The following is a 16,553-nucleotide window of genomic DNA, read 5'->3' as shown; positions in this document are numbered from 1 at the left end:
TGATTCAAAAGGAGAGAAATAACGATGCCATACATTGTTGACGTATATGCACGCGAAGTATTAGACTCTCGCGGTAACCCAACAGTTGAAGTAGAAGTTTACACAGAATCTGGCGGCTTTGGCCGTGCGCTTGTTCCAAGTGGTGCTTCTACTGGTGAATATGAAGCAGTAGAACTACGTGACGGAGACAAAGACCGTTACCTTGGAAAAGGTGTTCTGACAGCTGTAAACAACGTAAACGAAATCATTGCACCAGAGCTTTTAGGTTTTGATGTAACAGAACAAGTAGCGATTGACAAAATGTTAATCGAACTTGACGGAACAGAAAACAAAGGGAAATTAGGCGCAAACGCAATCCTTGGCGTATCTATCGCTGTAGCACGTGCGGCTGCTGATTTCTTACAAATTCCACTTTATCAATACCTTGGTGGATTCAACTCCAAAACGCTTCCAGTACCGATGATGAACATCGTCAACGGTGGAGAGCATGCGGATAACAACGTAGACATTCAAGAATTCATGATTATGCCTGTAGGTGCACCGAACTTCCGTGAAGCACTTCGCATGGGCGCTCAAATCTTCCATAGCCTGAAATCTGTATTAAGCGCAAAAGGCTTAAACACAGCTGTAGGTGACGAAGGTGGATTCGCTCCAAACCTTGGTTCTAACGAAGAAGCACTTCAAACAATCGTTGAAGCGATCGAAAAAGCTGGCTTCAAACCAGGTGAAGAAGTGAAGCTTGCAATGGATGCTGCATCTTCTGAGTTCTACAACAAAGAAGACGGTAAATATCATTTATCAGGCGAAGGTGTTGTGAAAACATCAGCAGAAATGGTTGACTGGTATGAAGATATGGTATCGAAATACCCAATCATCTCTATCGAAGACGGCCTTGATGAAAACGACTGGGAAGGCCACAAACTATTAACTGAGCGCCTTGGCAGCAAGGTTCAGCTAGTAGGAGATGACTTGTTCGTTACAAATACGAAGAAGCTATCTGAAGGAATTAAAAACGGCGTTGGTAACTCAATCCTGATCAAAGTAAACCAAATCGGTACATTAACTGAAACATTTGATGCAATCGAAATGGCAAAACGCGCAGGATACACAGCTGTTATCTCTCACCGTTCTGGTGAAACTGAAGACAGCACGATAGCAGATATCGCTGTTGCAACAAACGCTGGACAAATCAAAACAGGTGCTCCGTCTCGTACGGACCGTGTGGCGAAATACAACCAATTACTTCGCATCGAAGATCAATTGGCTGAAACAGCACAATATCACGGCATTGCAACATTCTATAACTTGAATAAATAATGTCAGCTATGCGCTGCGTTCCGCTCTTTCATGAGAGCGGGGCGCAGCGTTTTTTTGTGTTAAGCGAAATCCGCTGGCTAATTCATTTGACTTATCCTATTTCTGTAAAAAATCCTCCTTCAGTTAGAGAAGAAAGCAAAATCCTCTCTATTTATAAGCACTAAATCATGAAAAATCGTCTAAAAATATGATCTAAAATGAACTTATGCTTTCTGTAAGGGGGTGGTATCATTTTACATATATTAGGGGGTGATGAGATGCTGAATCCTTTTAGCCTTCGTTTTCCAGTAGGTGTATATATGTATGTTCTTCACCTATTGGCGGCATACGATGAAAGGAAGCAACGAATTCTAACTTCTAAGAATGTACAGAAAAACGCATTTTGGATTTATGTCCTTGCCGCTATATTGGGCATTATTTCACTTGGAGCATTGATTTGGGCATGCAAGACCTTTGGACGAGGCTCCAAATTTTTAGGTGAGTTCAAATTATTAGGCATGTACGTTAAAATCCAGTGCGGTTTTTAACAGGGATGAGAACAGATGCAAGGGCATCTGTTCTATCTGAAACAAACGGAGGGATATGATGCTGACATTACGATTAAAAGAAAAAACATATAGCCGCACCTTCTCTCTCCGCAATATTCAAATGAATGTCGAGAAAGGGCAGATGCTGCTGCTTTTGGGGCATAATGGTGCGGGAAAGACGACGATAATCCAATCCATGTTTGGGCTGACGCCATTTAAAGGATGCGTCACTTTACATGGTAAACAGCTGAACCTTCAATCCTCAGAACATATCTCCTTGTTGAAAAAACATGTGTCCTATATTCCTGACGAGCATTCGTTGTTCGATTATTTATCACCGAGGGAATACTTTCAATTACTTCAGCTGCCAAATGAGCAAGATGTCACTCGGGAGGAGACGTTCATTGATCTGTTTGAGCTGGGTTCGTATATGGATCAGCCTATCGCTCAGCTGTCTCATGGCAATCAAAAGAAAACGCAGATCATTTCCCAGCTCCTCAGGCCATGTGATTATTATGTGTTCGACGAGCCAACGAACGGACTTGATCCAGATATGATGATCATCTTAAAAAAGGTGCTCATGAAGCTGAGAGATCAAGGCGCTGGCATTCTCATTTCAACCCATCATTTGAGCTTTGGTGATACGCTTTATGATCATCTCATAATCTTAAGAAATGGGGACGTCAAGCTGGATATGTCCCGCCAAGAAACGAATCAGACATTTCCTCATCAGGCACTTGAAGAGATTTATAAAGAAGTGAATCGAGATTACTATATGCAGGTGGAGAGGTTGCTCAATGATCTGGACACGACACGTTCTTCATAAAATAGAATGGGGAATGCTGACAACGAAAGGAAAGCAGCTCGCAAAAAAGTACCCTATACAGCTTCTCGCAGCCGCGGCTTTTTTCTTGCTCATGTACGCGATATATGTCGTTATCAGCCTGCGCTTTTTCATGCAGGCGGGAGAAAGTGAGCCGGATGCTCTATACCTCCAATTGATGAAAATGACACTTTTACTTTTAGGCGCAGGTATTGTGTTATCCCGCAATAAATTAAAGCGCCAGGAATATCAATTCTACTTTTTAAATAGTGCGATACAAAGTGTGCCATTTGTCCTTTGTGTGTATTTCTTTCCGATGCTCTTTTGTTTTCTCCTGATAGGACTGCTTTTTTTACCGATTGTCTTAGGCCTTTTGATCAGCGGTGTTACGCCATCTCTGTATTGGATAACGGCTGTATGCATGACTTGCTGTGTACTGGCGCTGCTTGCGCTTGCTTCTTGGATGGTGATGCGGATTGCTGTGAGCCATTTCGTATCAAAAACAAAAGAGCATTTGCTGCTGCAAACGCTCGGCTTTGCGGTGCTGAATCTATTGGTGTTTCTCCTTTTGAAAAAAGCAATGGAGATGATTCGCGTATGGCCATCTGTCTATCTCATATTTCTGGTGATCCTTCTAAGCGCTGGCTGGCTATGGCTGAAGGGGTTAGCGGCTTCTTATGTCCATCGGATGTTTTTGCAGCTGAAAACAGAGGTAAAGTCGTTTTCTTTCAAGAAAATCAGAACTCAATCTTCCTTTCTGACGCACCTGCGGCAGGAATTGGTCTATTTCAGCCGGTCAGCTGTTTTTAAAGAACAGGGCATTTTGTTTCTATTTCTCGTTTGTTTGACGGCGGGGCTGCCTTTTGTTTTTACACCAGTAGAAACCGGCTGGATGTATGCCTTTATTGTGCAGTATGCATTAAAAGAAATATTGATCATGCTTCCGCTGATGATTGGCAGAGAATATCATATGAATCAAAGGGCCATCTTTATGTTAAATACATCAAAGAGTACTTATTTATTGTCGAGAATTTTATTTTATTACGTCATTAATTTGTTGACATATTTTGTGTTTATTTGGTTTGCATCTATGGTGATAGGCATTGAAAGTGAAGGGCATGGCCTCGCAAGTTTGTCCATTTTGTTGATCACTGCCATGGCGGCCTGTACAGGGTTTATCGTGAAGATCAGTGAGTTTAATAAACTGTTTGTCATCGTGATGATGATTGCTGTATTCAGCTTTATCGATATGCTTTTATTGAAGTGGCTTTCATCAGATGTGTATCTTCTTGCCACCGCCTATCTGCTAGGTTCACTTGCATTTTTTATCTGTATATCTACGTTCATGTTAAAGAGGCCTGTCTTGCGATGATAGAGCTTGTGTGTAGTTTCCTAATGGTTGTGCTGATACATGAACTCGGTCATATGCTGATGATCATGGTGTGTAACAAAATCGAAAAAAGGCCGCCCTTTGATTTTGTGGTCACGATTGATTGGAAGCATGTGGCGGTCGTCCATGAAACATTTGCCCGGCCGAGCTTCAATATGATGGTGGCACTGGCAGGGCCGCTCTTTCCGGTGCTTTGTTCGCTTGTGCTTTTTTTGATATGGAAGCATCCGTTCAGTCATCAGCTGTTGTTTTTTTCTTTACTGAATACGGTGATGCTGCATCCAGCTTGTCCTGACGGAAAAAATATCACAGCCAGTTTAAAAGAGATGAAGGAGAGAAAGTGATGATCAAAGTATTTCATTCGTTTTCCAGCGGCTTAACACTTGCGATGCTGTATGTATTTGCTGTGTTTATGACCCCTGTTTTTTTACTGCTGCTAGAGGTCAATCATGTTGAATCAAGCCCAACATTGTTTGGCATGCCATTTTATATCATGAAAATTGAAGAGTATCAATTCAGCTCAGAGGCGACGCTCTTTGGATGTGTGGTCTGCTTTTTAGCTGGCGCCGTGCTTTATTTCTTCATTCAATATGTGAAGCATGTGGTAAAAAAACGCAGAACATAAAAAAGCAGACGGACGGAACAAAACATCAGTCTGCTTGCAAAGTGAGTGACAGCCGTACCATATCCATACACTGAATGCCATTTTCAAAAATCGGTTCATCATAATGCTTAAGAAAGAAATCGTGGTCAATAGAAATCATGCGGAAGCCGCATTTCTGATAAAGTGCGAGCTGCTGAATGCTCGAGTTGCCTGTGCCGATTTCAACCGTCTGAAAACCGGCGGCTTTCGCTTCAGCAATGGCATGGCGGATCAGCTGCTTCCCAATTCCTTTTCCTTGCCATGATTCCTTCACGGCGACATTGATGATTTCAACTGTCTGCTGAGACAGAGATAAAAGCACATAGACACCAATCACGTCCTGTTCATGATACGCGGCATAACAAGAGCCGGATTGCACATAAGTAAGAACCTTTTCCTTGGAAGGATCAGCTAAGAGTAAAAGATCCATAGGGACGGATTGATCACCTGACAATGGCTGAATGTGTATCATGCTTTTTCATCCTTTCTATTCTTTAATATATCCTTGTTTCACACCCCAATCATATTGATCCTGTACCCATTGTGAGGGAGGATTGTGGGTGACATTTGGGTCTTTTTTAACAGTTGGTTTCCTTGCAGCCTGTGAAGTCTGCTTATTCGCTTGAGCAGTGGCTTTCGCTGCTGTCAGCTCTTTTTGAAGCTGGTCAATTTTTGCCTCAAGTGCTTTACGCTGCTTGACTTCTTTTTGATAGGCTTTCTTTTCGTTTTTGAGCTTTTTGGTGATGGTAGACAGTTTCTTTTTTTGATCTTCGTTTTCATGCTTCATATCCGCTTGATCTGATTTTAACTTCGAAAGCTGCTCATTGTTCGTTTTGCTTTCTTGCTGATGTTTTTCCTCAGCTGCTTTGATGGTCTGCTGCTGCCAAACCATCCAGCCGGCTGCTCCTAAAACCGCAACAGATAGAAGGATGATGGTGATCGTTTTCTTCATGTGTCATTCCCCTTTCTTTAAACCTTTATTATCATCGGTTAAATATATACAGGTTTTAACATCACAAGGGAATATTCACATCAGATTGGCAGACACTATGAAAAAAGGAGGGTGTCTGTTGATTTCCTTTATGATTCATGTCGTGGTCTCATTATTTGCTGTATCAAACCCTATTGGAAACGTGCCTCTTTTCATCACCTTAACTGAAGGATATACAGAGAAAGAACGCTCTCAGACAGCCAAAAAAGCCATTGTGGTCTCTTTCATTATTTTGGTTGCCTTTCTATTGGCAGGGAGGCTCATTTTCAAATTGTTTGGGATCGATATTCATGCACTCCGTATCGCCGGAGGTATTTTTATTTTTGGTATCGCTTACAATTTGCTGAATGCAAAGGAGTCACATGTCCAAAATCCTCATTCTGAAGAAAAGGCAGAAAGCAAAGAAAAGGCGGATGTTTCCGTTACGCCGCTGGCGATTCCGATCATCGCTGGTCCCGGTACAATCGCTACAGTGATGAGTTTAACCCCGGGAAGTCAAGGGATGCTTCACATGTTTACGATTTTAATCGGCATTGTCATCGTTCTGGCAATGACCTTTTATGCCTTTCATTATTCAAGTTTCATTATGCGGAAAATGGGGAAAACAGAGATGAATGTCGTGACGCGGTTAATGGGATTAATTCTTGCTGTAGTGGCAGTTGAGATGATCGGCGCAGGCTTAAAAGGGATGTTTCCAATGTTTATGCAATAAGTGTATATAAAAAAGCTGTTTTTTTCTACAAGATGTAAAATAAAACAGCTTTTTTTAAGGTTTCGGCACATGCTTAAACACTTCTTCACTTTCAAAGAATTCAATTAAGCGGCTAATCCAATCATAGTAATCAAGACTTTCCTTGATTTCTGAAAGAAGCAGATTGATTTTATTCTCTGTCTCTTCTGGCAGGTCGTCCTGTTCAAGCAGCTCCAGCAATTCCTTGCACGTTTTCTTATGTGCCTTGCGGTTTTTGCTGACAACTCGGGACCAATTGGCTGCAAACAAGGAAATAAACGTTTGGTATTGATCTTGCTCAACGTCATATAGATCTTTACGTATTCCTTTTTCATAAACCTTTTCCGCAATATTCAAATCAAGCATTTCTCGAACGACTTGACTCATTCTCGTTTTGCTCATGCCTGTCGCCTCTGATAGCTCTCCAAGCGTCATTGGTTTACGGTTCATGTGAATGATACCAAGCACTCTACCCACTGTAGAAGAAAGACCAAAGGCATTCATGTTCTCGGCAGCTTTTTCAATATAATGATCCTGTGCTTTTTGAATGGCGCCTAACGCTTGCTTGTCCACTCCCCGATTCATCCCTTCACGACTGACAATTTGTAACACAATATATCATATACCTGTTTGTTGATGAAAACAATAAATATTGAGTATTTGCTCGTAATTTGGAGGAAAAAGGAGAGATCTCTATCTATCAGGCCGTTAACTGAAAATTTTAAATAAATGTTATGCAATACAAACACATCATAAACTTTTTATTTTATAAAGTTTGCACTATAATAAATAAGGTGTAAATTTTCTGAAAATATTGATCCGACTAATGGAGGTGTCTCATTTGCTGAAACTAGAGAATGTATCTAAGACGTATAAAGGCGGAAAAAAAGCTGTCAAAAATATTGATTTAGAAATAGCAAAAGGAGAATTTATTTGTTTTATTGGACCGAGTGGCTGTGGTAAGACAACAACCATGAAGATGATCAACCGACTCATCGAACCTTCCTCAGGAAACATCTTCATCGAGGGAGAAAACATTATGAAAAAAGACCCAGTTCAATTAAGAAGAGAAATTGGCTATGTGATTCAGCAAATTGGACTGTTCCCCCATATGACCATCGCACAAAACATTTCACTTGTTCCGAAGCTGTTAAAATGGCCGGAAGAAAAACGAAAAGAACGGGCACGTGAACTGCTGAAGCTTGTCGACATGGGACCGGAATATTTAGAGCGCTACCCTCATGAACTCAGCGGAGGACAGCAGCAGCGCATCGGTGTTCTTCGCGCACTAGCAGCGGAACCCCCTCTGATCCTCATGGATGAACCGTTTGGCGCACTTGATCCCATCACACGAGATTCATTGCAGGAAGAATTTAAGAAACTGCAAAAAACATTAAATAAAACCATCGTATTCGTCACACATGACATGGACGAAGCTATTAAACTAGCTGATCGAATTGTGATTTTAAAAGATGGAGAGATTGTTCAAGTAGGTACGCCTGACGATATTCTGCGGAACCCAGCCAATGAATTCGTAGAAGAATTCATCGGCAAAGAACGTCTGCTTCAATCAAATCCGAATATGGAACGTGTAGAACAAATGATGAACACGTCACCAGTCACCGTTACAGTTGAAAAAACATTAACAGATGCCATCTACATCATGAGAGAAAAGCGGGTCGATTCCTTGCTTGTAGTAGATGAACATCATGTGCTAAAAGGCTATATCGATATTGAAACAATCGATGCGAACCGCAGAAAAGCAGCTTTCGTTGGTGATATTTTAAATACAGAGTTCTATACCGTACAAGAAGGCGCACTTCTAAGAGACACTGTCCGGAAAATCTTAATACGCGGCATTAAATATGTACCGGTTGTGGATGCAGAAGGGCATTTAAAAGGCATTGTGACACGTGCAAGTCTTGTAGATGTTGTGTACGACTCCATTTGGGGAGACGATACGCCGGCGGCTGTCACTGAAATGAAGTAAGGGAGGTGTACACATGGATCAAATCATCGACTTTCTAGAGAAAAATGGTGGGGAACTCCTCACAAAAATGTGGGAACATTTATATATTTCCTTAATTGCTGTTGTGCTTGGTATTATCGTTGCTGTTCCTTTAGGTGTGGTACTCACACGAATGAAGCGAGGCGCAGGTTTTATCATCGGTATCGTGAATATCTTTCAAACACTCCCTAGTTTAGCGATTCTTGCCTTTTTTATTCCTATTTTGGGGGTTGGGAAAATACCTGCAATCGTTGCTCTCTTTTTCTATTCGGTTTTACCTATTTTAAGAAATACGTATGCCGGGGTCCAAGGTGTGAACAAAAACTTGCTTGAATCCGGTAAAGGAATCGGGATGACAACATGGGAACAAATTCGTCTTGTTGAACTCCCGCTTGCTGTACCGGTCATTATGGCAGGTGTCAGAACGTCAACGATATATTTGATTGGCTGGACAACACTTGCAGCCTTTATCGGTGGAGGCGGTCTAGGTGACTACATTTTAATTGGACTTCAGCTGTATCAGCCTGAATTTATTATTGCGGGTGCGATACCAGTCACAATTTTAGCAGTCATCATCGACCTATCATTAATGAAGCTGGAGAAAAAAGTAACACCAGAAGGCTTAAAAGGATTGAAGGAAGTTTCATAAGGAGTTGGCTTATGTGAAGAATCGAAAAACAACATGGATCAGTGCACTGCTTGCCGGATGTTTGCTATTGATAAGCGGCTGTTCACTTCCTGGACTAGCCGGCTCCTCAGGGGGCACGCTGCGAATTGGAGCACAAAACTTTACCGAATCAGAAATTATGGCCTATATGGTTGGCGATATGATCGAACATTACACAGATAAAAAGACGACCATTGTGAAAAACCTAGGTTCCAACACTGTGCAGCAGAAAGCAATGGAAAACGGAGATGTCGACATTTCTGCGACAAGATATTCAGGCACGGATTTAACAAGCACGCTTGGAATGGATGCGGAAAAAGACCCGGAGCGTGCGATGGAGATCGTCCAAAAAGAATTTAAAAAACGCTATGATTATAAATGGTTTGATTCTTATGGATTTGATAATACGTATGCCTTTGCTGTGACGCAGAAGATGGCGAAGGAAAACAAGTTAGAAACGGTCTCTGATTTGAAAAAGAATGCGAACAATTACCGATTTGGTGTCGATAATATTTGGCTCAAAAAGAAAGGCGACGGCTATGACGGATTTGTGAAAACATACGGAATCAAATTTGGCAGCACATATCCGATGCAGATTGGTTTAGTCTATGATGCATTAAAAAATGAAAAAATGGATATTGTGCTTGCCTATTCAACAGATGGACGCATCAAAGCCTATAACCTCAAAATCTTAAAAGATGATAAACGGTTCTTCCCGCCGTATGATGCATCACCAGTAGTCCCGGAGAAAGTCTTAAAAGAAAATCCAGGGCTTGATAAGGTGATCAACAGGCTGATCGGAAAAATCGATACAGAACAAATGCAAGAGCTGAACTATCAAGTCGACGGGGAGCTTCAAGAACCAGCAACCGTTGCGAAGAATTTCCTGAAAAAACACAATTACTTTGAGTAAGATGGGGAGGTGTCACGGCTGATGGACACACTGCAGCAATTATGGACGTATTATCAGCAGAACGGGTCATATGTGTTAGAAGAATTTTATCGCCATTTTCTCATGTCGGCGTATGGGGTGTTGTTTGCGGCAATTGTCGGGATTCCAGTAGGCATCTTTGTGGCGCATTACCGCAAGCTGAGCAATTGGATCTTCGCCGTTACCAACGTCATTCAAACGATACCGGCATTAGCGATGCTTTCTGTGTTGATGCTTGTATTAGGACTTGGCGCAAATACAGTCATTCTATCACTCTTTCTATATTCGCTTCTGCCGATCATCCGAAACACATACACAGGCATTGTCAGCATTGAACATGCCTATTTAGAATCAGGTAAAGCGATGGGCATGACGAAATGGCAAGTGCTGAGAATGGTTGAATTACCGCTTGCTTTATCAGTCATTATGGCTGGTTTAAGAACCGCACTGGTCATTGCCATCGGTATTACAGCGATTGGAACATTTGTGGGCGCGGGAGGTCTTGGTGATATCATCATCAGAGGATCAAACGCCACAAACGGAACAGCTATCATTTTAGCAGGTGCGATTCCAACTGCGCTTATGGCTATTATGGCTGACCTCGTCATGGGCTGGCTCGAACGCTATTTAAGCCCGACAAACAAGAAAAAAGAAAGAAAAGCGTTAGCTGAAAAAAACATCACATCTGCATAAAAAGCGGTTGAAAAGACAAAACCTCCCTTACATCTGTAAGGGAGGTTGTTTTATGATGATCAGGCGGTTTGCATGCTGGTATTTTATGATTCAAGTGTGATCCATTCAGAGGACCACTTCGCAATTTCCTCAAAAACGGGTGCAAGTGAACGCCCCATATCTGTTAAAGAATACTCAATGCGCACGGGTGTTTCAGCAAAAACCTCCCGTTTTACAATACCTGCTGCCTCCAGCTCTTTTAATCTCTCAGATAAAACTCTTCCACTTAAATTTGTCAGAGCCGCCTCAATTTCGCTAAAGCGCTGCTGACCTGAGAGAAGCTGAAAAACAATCAGTGCCACCCAGCGTTTACTCAATAACTCAACTGCTTTTTCAAACCGCGGGCACATGTCAGATTGATTCATCTTTCTTCACTCCAATCTGAACCCATTATACCGTAAATCTGTCATAAATCGGCGCAAAAAGCTTGTCAATGATGAAAACATTTATGAGGACGACCGGCTGTTTAACATAAATAACAAATAGCGGTTGAGGTCCTCTATTTCTTTTTTCGAAAGGGTCGACCATATGTCACCATCAAATATTTCGAGATCATCAAGTTCATATTGCGCTGCGGCTTCCTTTATTTTGGATAAAGAAAGATCATCTTTCTCGTGCTGATGGACAGAAGAGGCCTCCTCAATATAGCCCGCAGCCTGCATCATGTCTTCATAAGGTACCTTTAACGCACCAGCTAGTTTTTTAATCGTAGGAGGTTTCGGAATGCCGCGTTTCCCGTTTTCAATACGAGAAATACCGGCAGCGCTGACCTCAGAATACATCGCTAATTGGTTCACTGACAGCTTCTTTTCTTCACGTAATGCTCTTAAATATGCACCAAAGTTCATCAACGCAAAACCTCACATGGTTATAGATTCGATAAGTCTATTTTACTTGATTTGTTGACTATTGGCAATAAGTGCACCATGAAAATATTGACATTAGTTAATGGTGGATGTACATTAGGGTTATGCCCCGCTATTTGTTCGCCTTTTTTTGGTTGATGAGCGTGAGAAAGTATTCATTCAGCTGGCTGATGTCTTGTGCGGAGAGCTTTTCCCATTTGTCCCCGTCAAAAATGGGGAGATGTTCTACATCCTTTTGAAGCGCCGTTTGATAGATTTTTAACATGGACTCATATTTTGGTTTCATTTCATGAACTTGTTCCTGTTCAATATGACCGGCAAGCAGCATTAAATCCTCATAAGGCACCTTCAAGGCGTGTGCTAATTTTTTTATGGTTAAAGGCTTTGGCACACCGCGCTTTCCATTTTCAATACGAGAAATACCAGCAGCGCTTACACCTGAATACATGGCAAGCTGATTGACCGACATTTTTCTATTTTCTCTTAAAATGCGTAATTGTTCACCAAAGTGATTCATGACATCGAACCTCACATTTCAGTATATGACTTATTTTAGTATGATCATTGACCAAAGGAAATAGCAGAGGGGGAAAAGTGTTGACATAAGTTAATGAATCTGCTTGATGTGAGAGCCTTACATGTTGTACATAATGATTCCATAGGAGGTTGTAATGATGGTCGAAAAGATTCAGATCAGGCGGGCTTTTGTCATGCAGTATATGATCGAGAACGATATGTCGTTAAATCAGCTCGCTGATGAAATTGGCATCTCTCCTGCCACACTTAGCAGGGTATTAAATGGTCACCGAAAACCGGGACAGCTTGTCATTGGCAAAATGATTCATTACTTTGATAAAAAATTTGAAGATCTATTTTACTATGAAGATATTGACAAAAGTCAATAAATGATATCATCATCAAGGAGGAAATGTCATTGAAAAGGACTGGGATGGTCAGACACATTGATTCTCTCGGCAGAATTGTTCTGCCCTCAGAAATGCGCAAGGTACTCAATATTAAAGAAGAGCAGCTGTTAGAAATTTTCATTGAAGATCAAACCATTATGCTGAAAAAATATGATGCAGATAAGAGCTGCCTGCTGACGGGACAAGTGACGAAGTACAACAAAAGCTATGGAAATGGGAACGTGATGCTGAGTCCTGAAGGAGCTGAACGTTTGTTAGTAGAATTAAAACAGCTATTGAAGGAAGAAGCAAATCATTAAAATTGAGTTTTTAACCGAAAATTGCATATAAAAATGCTGCAATCAGCACTTTGGAACAAAATTGTATCAAAATAACGAACCAAGTCGACAATATATAGGAAATCTTTATTTTGATGTTTCGTGACATGCACCTTGTTTTCATGTAAAATAAAGTTATGTGTACCAGTTTGTCTGGAGGTGTTTTCATGCACGCATTTGTTATCACATTACTCGTAATTGTCAGTATCGCACTTATCATCATTGTATTACTACAATCAAGTAAAAGTGCTGGACTGTCAGGCGCTATTTCAGGTGGAGCCGAGCAGCTTTTCGGTAAGCAAAAAGCGAGAGGCCTTGACTTGATTCTTCACCGGTTAACGGTTATTTTGTCAGTGCTTTTCTTCATCTTAACACTTGCATTGGCATATTTAGGCGTGTAAAGCGCGAGTAACAGAAGGTCTGATCTTTTTTCAGACCTTTTTTTATTATCAGCACTCTTTTGTGTTTGTTTCATACATACAAGTGGAAAATATAAACCATATCAGAAGGAAAGGAAGTCACATCATGAAAGTTGTTACACCAAAACCATTTACGTTTAAAGGTGGAGAAAAGGCGGTGCTTCTTCTTCACGGTTTTACTGGGAATACAGCCGATGTTCGAATGCTTGGCCGTTATTTGAACGAAAGAGGATATACATGCCATGCACCTCAATATAAAGGACACGGTGTGCCGCCAGAAGAGCTTGTCCATACAGGCCCGGCTGACTGGTGGAAAGATGTAGAAGAAGGCTATCAATTCTTAAAAGATGAGGGTTATGAAGAGATTGCGGTTTGCGGACTATCCCTCGGAGGAGTTTTTTCATTGAAATTAGGTTACACTGTACCTGTAAAGGGAATTGTACCTATGTGTGCACCTATGTACATAAAAAGTGAAGAAGTCATGTACCAGGGTGTACTAGATTATGCCCGTAACTATAAGAAATTTGAGGGTAAGTCAGAGGATCAAATTGAACAAGAAATGGAAGCGTTCAAGAAAACACCAATGGATACACTGAGGAGCCTGCAAGAACTGATTGCAGATGTTAGAAACAATGTCGACATGATCTATTCACCTACTTTTGTTGTGCAGGCACGTCACGATCATATGATTAATACAGACAGTGCGAATATCATTTATAACGAAGTAGAGACAGATGATAAGCATTTGAAATGGTATGAAGAATCAGGCCATGTCATCACGCTTGATAAAGAGCGGGAGAAGGTTCACCAGGATGTCTATGCATTCTTAGAATCACTTGATTGGTCAATTTAAATATATAGGGGGTTAGAGTGTGCAAAAAGAAGAATTTATGGATGAATTACTCGCTTTTATGAAAGAAGAGGCGTATAAACCGTTAACCGTTCAAGAGCTGGAAGTCATGATGGAGATTACCAATCCTGATGATTATAAAGAACTCGTCAAAGCACTTGTGACGCTGGAGGATCAAGGGCTCATCGTTCGCACGCGCAGCGACCGTTACGGTGTACCAGAAAAAATGAATTTGGTAAAAGGAAAGCTGTCTGCTCATGCAAAAGGATTTGCATTTGTAACGCCAGAAGAGTTTGGACAGGATGATATTTTCATTCCGCCAAACGAGTTAGGCACAGCGATGAATGGTGATACCGTCATGGTGCGTGTCAGCCACAAATCAAACGGCACGAAAAAAGAAGGAACGGTTATCCGCATTCTCGAGCGTAATACTCAGACGGTTGTCGGTACCTATACAGAAACGAAAAGTTTTGGCTTTGTCATTCCTGATGATAAAAAAATCACAAACGATATCTTCATTCCGAAATCCGCTAAAAACGGCGCGGTCGAAGGTCATAAAGTCGTTGTGACGCTGACAAGCTACCCTGAAGGAAGAATGAGTGCAGAGGGTGAAGTGACTGAAATCCTCGGTCATAAAAATGACCCTGGCATTGATATATTGTCGATCATTCATAAACACGGTCTGCCAGGTGAGTTCCCAGAAGAAGCACTTCAGCAGGCAGCAGACACACCTGAAACGATTGATGAAAAAGACCTTGAAGGCAGACGCGACTTGCGCAATGAAACGATTGTGACGATTGACGGTGCAGATGCAAAGGACTTAGATGATGCCGTAACCGTGCAAAAGCTGGATGATGGCAAATATAAGCTTGGCGTGCACATTGCAGACGTTTCTCATTATGTCACAGAGAATTCTCCGATTGATCAGGAAGCTTATGAACGTGGAACGAGTGTGTATCTCGTCGACCGCGTCATTCCGATGATTCCGCATCGTTTGTCAAACGGTATTTGTTCATTAAATCCAAAGGTCGATCGTCTCACCCTGTCTTGTGAAATGGTTATTGATCGTAACGGGAAAGTCGTCAAACATGAGATTTTCCAAAGTGTGATCAAAACGACAGAGAGAATGACCTATTCCGATGTGAATAAGATTTTAGTCGACCAAGATGAAGAGCTTCTAAACAAATATGAGCCGCTCGTGCCGATGTTCCAAGAGATGGAGAAGCTTGCAGAGATTCTTCGTGACAAACGAATGGAGCGCGGAGCTGTAGACTTTGACTTCAAGGAAGCAAAAGTACTTGTAGATGATGAAGGCGCTGCGAAAGACGTTGTCATTCGTGAGCGTTCCGTTGCAGAGAAATTAATTGAAGAATTCATGCTTGTTGCAAACGAAACGGTTGCAGAGCATTTCCACTGGATGAATGTTCCGTTCATTTACCGAATTCACGAAGAACCAAATCCTGAGAAACTTCAGCGCTTTTTAGAGTTCGTGACGACGTTTGGTTACATTGTGAAAGGGACGTCAACGAACATTCACCCGCGCGCACTTCAAAGTGTCCTCGATGCTGTCAGGGATCAACCAGAAGAAGTCGTCATTCAAACTGTGATGCTTCGCTCTATGAAGCAGGCGAAGTATGATCCAGAAAGCATTGGCCATTTTGGATTATCAACGGAATTCTATACACACTTCACATCTCCGATCCGCCGTTACCCGGATTTAATCGTGCATAGACTAATTAGAACCTATTTAATTCAGAAAAAGACAGATGAAGCGACCCTAGAAAAATGGGGCCAGCTGCTGCCTGAAATCGCAGATCATGCATCTACAATGGAGCGCCGCTCAGTCGATGCAGAGCGTGAAACAGATGACCTGAAAAAGGCCGAGTTTATGCTTGATAAAATCGGTGAAGAGTTTGATGGCATGATTAGTTCTGTGACGAACTTCGGACTATTCGTTGAACTGCCGAATACAATAGAAGGTCTTGTCCATGTCAGCTACATGACTGACGACTACTATCGTTTTGATGAACAGCACTTTGCTATGATCGGTGAACGTACAGGAAATGTCTACCATATCGGTGATGAAATCACTGTCAAAGTCGTGAATGTCAATAAAGATGAGCACTCAATTGATTTTGAAATCGTCGGGATGAAGGGTACTCGCCGTAAATCACCAAAAGATTTCAAGTTCAAAAAACGGACAGATCCACCAGCGAAAAGAGGGCGTGGAGGTCAAAAAGCCTCTGGGGAAAAAGGCAAAGAGGATAAAAGCGGAAGTGACTGGTTCACAAGCCGTAAAAAGAAGAAAAAGAAAAAACGCGTATTTGAAAACGCACCGAAACAAAAACGCAAAAAGAAAAAGTAACGTGCCAAAAAGCAAATAGGGCATCACGCTCTATTTGCTTTTTGACCACAT

At 41.7% G+C, this 16,553-nt stretch carries 22 protein-coding genes; 16 read left to right on the top strand and 6 right to left on the bottom strand.

Annotation, left to right across the window (positions count from 1 at the left end; genetic code table 11):
* Positions 1-24 precede the first annotated feature (24 nt).
* The 6 genes from eno to M1D81_RS16160 all read left to right on the top strand — a co-directional run bounded on the left by eno (position 25) and on the right by M1D81_RS16160 (position 4,682).
* Positions 25-1,317: a phosphopyruvate hydratase gene (gene eno, locus M1D81_RS16185; RefSeq protein ID WP_003212752.1), complete on the top strand. Its 1,293-nt coding sequence runs from the start codon at positions 25-27 to the stop codon at positions 1,315-1,317.
* Positions 1,318-1,574: 257 nt separating this feature from the next.
* Positions 1,575-1,844 carry a hypothetical protein gene (locus M1D81_RS16180; RefSeq protein WP_024423498.1) on the top strand — a complete coding sequence of 90 codons (270 nt, stop codon included), beginning with the start codon at positions 1,575-1,577 and terminating at the stop codon, positions 1,842-1,844.
* Positions 1,845-1,902: 58 nt separating this feature from the next.
* A complete protein-coding gene (locus M1D81_RS16175) occupies positions 1,903-2,670 on the top strand; it encodes an ATP-binding cassette domain-containing protein (RefSeq protein ID WP_456266361.1) in 768 nt (255 codons plus the stop codon).
* Entirely contained in the window at positions 2,642-4,039 is a 1,398-nt protein-coding gene (locus M1D81_RS16170) for a hypothetical protein (protein ID WP_456266362.1), read from the top strand. Before M1D81_RS16175 ends, M1D81_RS16170 begins: the two co-directional genes overlap by 29 nt.
* Positions 4,036-4,401: a hypothetical protein gene (locus M1D81_RS16165; protein WP_456266363.1), complete on the top strand. Its 366-nt coding sequence runs from the start codon at positions 4,036-4,038 to the stop codon at positions 4,399-4,401. Before M1D81_RS16170 ends, M1D81_RS16165 begins: the two co-directional genes overlap by 4 nt.
* Complete coding sequence (locus tag M1D81_RS16160) at positions 4,401-4,682, top strand: hypothetical protein (protein WP_456266365.1); 282 nt, start codon at positions 4,401-4,403, stop codon at positions 4,680-4,682. The genes M1D81_RS16165 and M1D81_RS16160 overlap by 1 nt, the downstream gene beginning before the upstream one ends.
* A 25-nt stretch (positions 4,683-4,707) precedes the next feature.
* On the opposite strand, the gene M1D81_RS16155 is transcribed toward M1D81_RS16160, so the two are convergent.
* Positions 4,708-5,172 carry a GNAT family N-acetyltransferase gene (locus M1D81_RS16155; RefSeq protein ID WP_456266366.1) on the bottom strand — a complete coding sequence of 155 codons (465 nt, stop codon included), beginning with the start codon at positions 5,170-5,172 and terminating at the stop codon, positions 4,708-4,710.
* 15 nt (positions 5,173-5,187) lie between these two features.
* On the bottom strand, positions 5,188-5,652 hold the full coding sequence (locus tag M1D81_RS16150; RefSeq protein ID WP_456266367.1) for a hypothetical protein: 465 nt from the start codon (positions 5,650-5,652) through the stop codon (positions 5,188-5,190).
* Positions 5,653-5,770: 118 nt separating this feature from the next.
* Between M1D81_RS16150 and M1D81_RS16145 the strand changes: the two genes are divergently transcribed.
* Positions 5,771-6,403, top strand: coding sequence for a MarC family protein (locus M1D81_RS16145; protein ID WP_024426066.1), 633 nt, complete (start codon positions 5,771-5,773; stop codon positions 6,401-6,403).
* A 54-nt stretch (positions 6,404-6,457) separates the two neighbouring features.
* On the opposite strand, the gene M1D81_RS16140 is transcribed toward M1D81_RS16145, so the two are convergent.
* Complete coding sequence (locus M1D81_RS16140; RefSeq protein ID WP_024423490.1) at positions 6,458-6,994, bottom strand: GbsR/MarR family transcriptional regulator; 537 nt, start codon at positions 6,992-6,994, stop codon at positions 6,458-6,460.
* A gap of 268 nt (positions 6,995-7,262) precedes the next feature.
* On the opposite strand from M1D81_RS16140, the gene M1D81_RS16135 reads away from it, so the two are divergent.
* From M1D81_RS16135 to M1D81_RS16120, 4 genes are read left to right on the top strand one after another with little or no spacing between them, the layout of a single operon-like run.
* Positions 7,263-8,411 (top strand): betaine/proline/choline family ABC transporter ATP-binding protein, encoded by a 1,149-nt coding sequence (locus M1D81_RS16135; RefSeq protein WP_076840049.1) that lies wholly within the window; start codon positions 7,263-7,265, stop codon positions 8,409-8,411.
* Positions 8,412-8,424: 13 nt separating this feature from the next.
* Positions 8,425-9,078, top strand: coding sequence for an ABC transporter permease (locus tag M1D81_RS16130; protein WP_025094045.1), 654 nt, complete (start codon positions 8,425-8,427; stop codon positions 9,076-9,078).
* Between the two features lie 13 nt (positions 9,079-9,091).
* A complete protein-coding gene (locus M1D81_RS16125; RefSeq protein ID WP_034621488.1) occupies positions 9,092-10,009 on the top strand; it encodes an osmoprotectant ABC transporter substrate-binding protein in 918 nt (305 codons plus the stop codon).
* A gap of 21 nt (positions 10,010-10,030) precedes the next feature.
* The gene (locus M1D81_RS16120) at positions 10,031-10,720 is read left to right on the top strand and encodes an ABC transporter permease (RefSeq protein ID WP_024423486.1); all 690 of its coding nucleotides are present in this window, start codon (positions 10,031-10,033) and stop codon (positions 10,718-10,720) included.
* An 83-nt stretch (positions 10,721-10,803) separates the two neighbouring features.
* Here the strand turns inward: M1D81_RS16120 and M1D81_RS16115 are convergent, their stop codons facing one another.
* The 3 genes from M1D81_RS16115 to M1D81_RS16105 all read right to left on the bottom strand — a co-directional run bounded on the left by M1D81_RS16115 (position 10,804) and on the right by M1D81_RS16105 (position 12,142).
* The gene (locus M1D81_RS16115; protein WP_024423485.1) at positions 10,804-11,124 is read right to left on the bottom strand and encodes a winged helix-turn-helix transcriptional regulator; all 321 of its coding nucleotides are present in this window, start codon (positions 11,122-11,124) and stop codon (positions 10,804-10,806) included.
* Positions 11,125-11,205: 81 nt separating this feature from the next.
* Positions 11,206-11,607 (bottom strand): helix-turn-helix domain-containing protein, encoded by a 402-nt coding sequence (locus M1D81_RS16110; protein ID WP_456267099.1) that lies wholly within the window; start codon positions 11,605-11,607, stop codon positions 11,206-11,208.
* 130 nt (positions 11,608-11,737) lie between these two features.
* Positions 11,738-12,142, bottom strand: coding sequence for a helix-turn-helix domain-containing protein (locus M1D81_RS16105; RefSeq protein ID WP_456266368.1), 405 nt, complete (start codon positions 12,140-12,142; stop codon positions 11,738-11,740).
* Positions 12,143-12,296: 154 nt separating this feature from the next.
* Here M1D81_RS16105 and M1D81_RS16100 point away from each other — a divergent pair, with 154 nt between their 5' ends.
* The 5 genes from M1D81_RS16100 to rnr all read left to right on the top strand — a co-directional run bounded on the left by M1D81_RS16100 (position 12,297) and on the right by rnr (position 16,502).
* Positions 12,297-12,530: a helix-turn-helix domain-containing protein gene (locus tag M1D81_RS16100; protein ID WP_024426059.1), complete on the top strand. Its 234-nt coding sequence runs from the start codon at positions 12,297-12,299 to the stop codon at positions 12,528-12,530.
* 29 nt (positions 12,531-12,559) lie between these two features.
* Positions 12,560-12,850: an AbrB/MazE/SpoVT family DNA-binding domain-containing protein gene (locus M1D81_RS16095; protein ID WP_456266369.1), complete on the top strand. Its 291-nt coding sequence runs from the start codon at positions 12,560-12,562 to the stop codon at positions 12,848-12,850.
* Positions 12,851-13,035: 185 nt separating this feature from the next.
* A complete protein-coding gene (gene secG / locus M1D81_RS16090; protein WP_456266370.1) occupies positions 13,036-13,269 on the top strand; it encodes a preprotein translocase subunit SecG in 234 nt (77 codons plus the stop codon).
* Between the two features lie 124 nt (positions 13,270-13,393).
* Positions 13,394-14,140 (top strand): alpha/beta hydrolase, encoded by a 747-nt coding sequence (locus M1D81_RS16085; RefSeq protein WP_024423480.1) that lies wholly within the window; start codon positions 13,394-13,396, stop codon positions 14,138-14,140.
* A gap of 19 nt (positions 14,141-14,159) precedes the next feature.
* A complete protein-coding gene (gene rnr, locus M1D81_RS16080) occupies positions 14,160-16,502 on the top strand; it encodes a ribonuclease R (RefSeq protein WP_456266371.1) in 2,343 nt (780 codons plus the stop codon).
* Positions 16,503-16,553: the final 51 nt, after the last annotated feature.

This window comes from Bacillus sp. JZ105 (genome assembly GCF_053903125.1).
This window is presented reverse-complemented; position numbering and strand designations above follow the sequence as displayed.